This is a genomic window from Vibrio sp. D173a (assembly GCF_030248475.1).
The window spans coordinates 1-897 of record NZ_JAHGAH010001358.1 but is presented as its reverse complement, the minus strand read 5'-3'; the positions used below and the strand labels follow the sequence as shown (position 1 = coordinate 897).

At 44.7% G+C, this 897-nt stretch carries 1 protein-coding gene and 1 pseudogene; both read left to right on the top strand.

Annotated elements, in window-relative coordinates; all coding sequences use genetic code 11:
• Positions 1 to 569: pseudogene (locus KIV40_RS33350) on the top strand (hybrid sensor histidine kinase/response regulator); the annotation flags it as partial.
• Positions 570 to 579: 10 nt separating this feature from the next.
• Positions 580 to 897: hypothetical protein (locus KIV40_RS33345; RefSeq protein WP_285353687.1), on the top strand; the 318-nt coding region annotated here is incomplete at its 3' end.

Here is an 897-nt window from a genome sequence, read left to right as displayed (position 1 = left end):
TTAAAGAGGCCGATTACGAGTTTATCGAGTGCGGAGCCAACTTTGTTCTCACCAAGCCGTTACAGAAAAACAGCTTACAAAACGCGATCTACCAGTTTGAAGACCAGTTTCAAGAGAATCGCGAGCGCCATGCGTGCGACAATGAAGCCGCTATCCCATCTAATGTCACTCGTTTGATTCGTTATCCGAAAGATAAACTCCCAATGACAGAAGAAGAGCTGTCACGAAGCGAGTTGCTGTCTAACAATAGCCTCTCGTACCAAGATAAAATTGATTGCCTACAATCGTTAGAACACGATCTTGAGGTTCAAATTGATGCATTGATTGAGGTATTTACCCATTCACAGCCTCAGGAGCTCGGTCCTATCATACAAGCCATCAAAGGGGTGTCATCGGAGTTCAATATGTCCGAAATTCTGGCACTCATTACACAAGCCGAGCAAGATTTAGACGCTGACCAAATGCCCCCAGCAGAGCTATTACAACAGACAATAAACCGCTTAATGGTCAACAGCCACCAAGCGAAACGCCTTATTGATAAATACCAACATCAACTCAAAACAGGGTAAGGAGACGCCGATGAAATGGAGTGTCAATATTAGCGACTCGAGCTTGAGTATCTACCTTGCTTTAATTGCGACCATTGTTTTTGCTGTTGATGTTCACTTACCCCTTGGTATTGCTATGGCGGTTCCCTATGTTACCGTCATCGCACTCTCTTTGATTCAACGAAAGCCGGATTTCACGCTGATTTGGGCGATGCTTTGCACGGTACTCACCGTAGTTGGCTATTATCTCTCGCCTTTGGGTAATGATGCCTGGTTTGCCGTATTCAATCGCCTTATCACCCTATACGCGATTTGGATCGTTACCTTTGCTTCCATTCAAATAATGAGA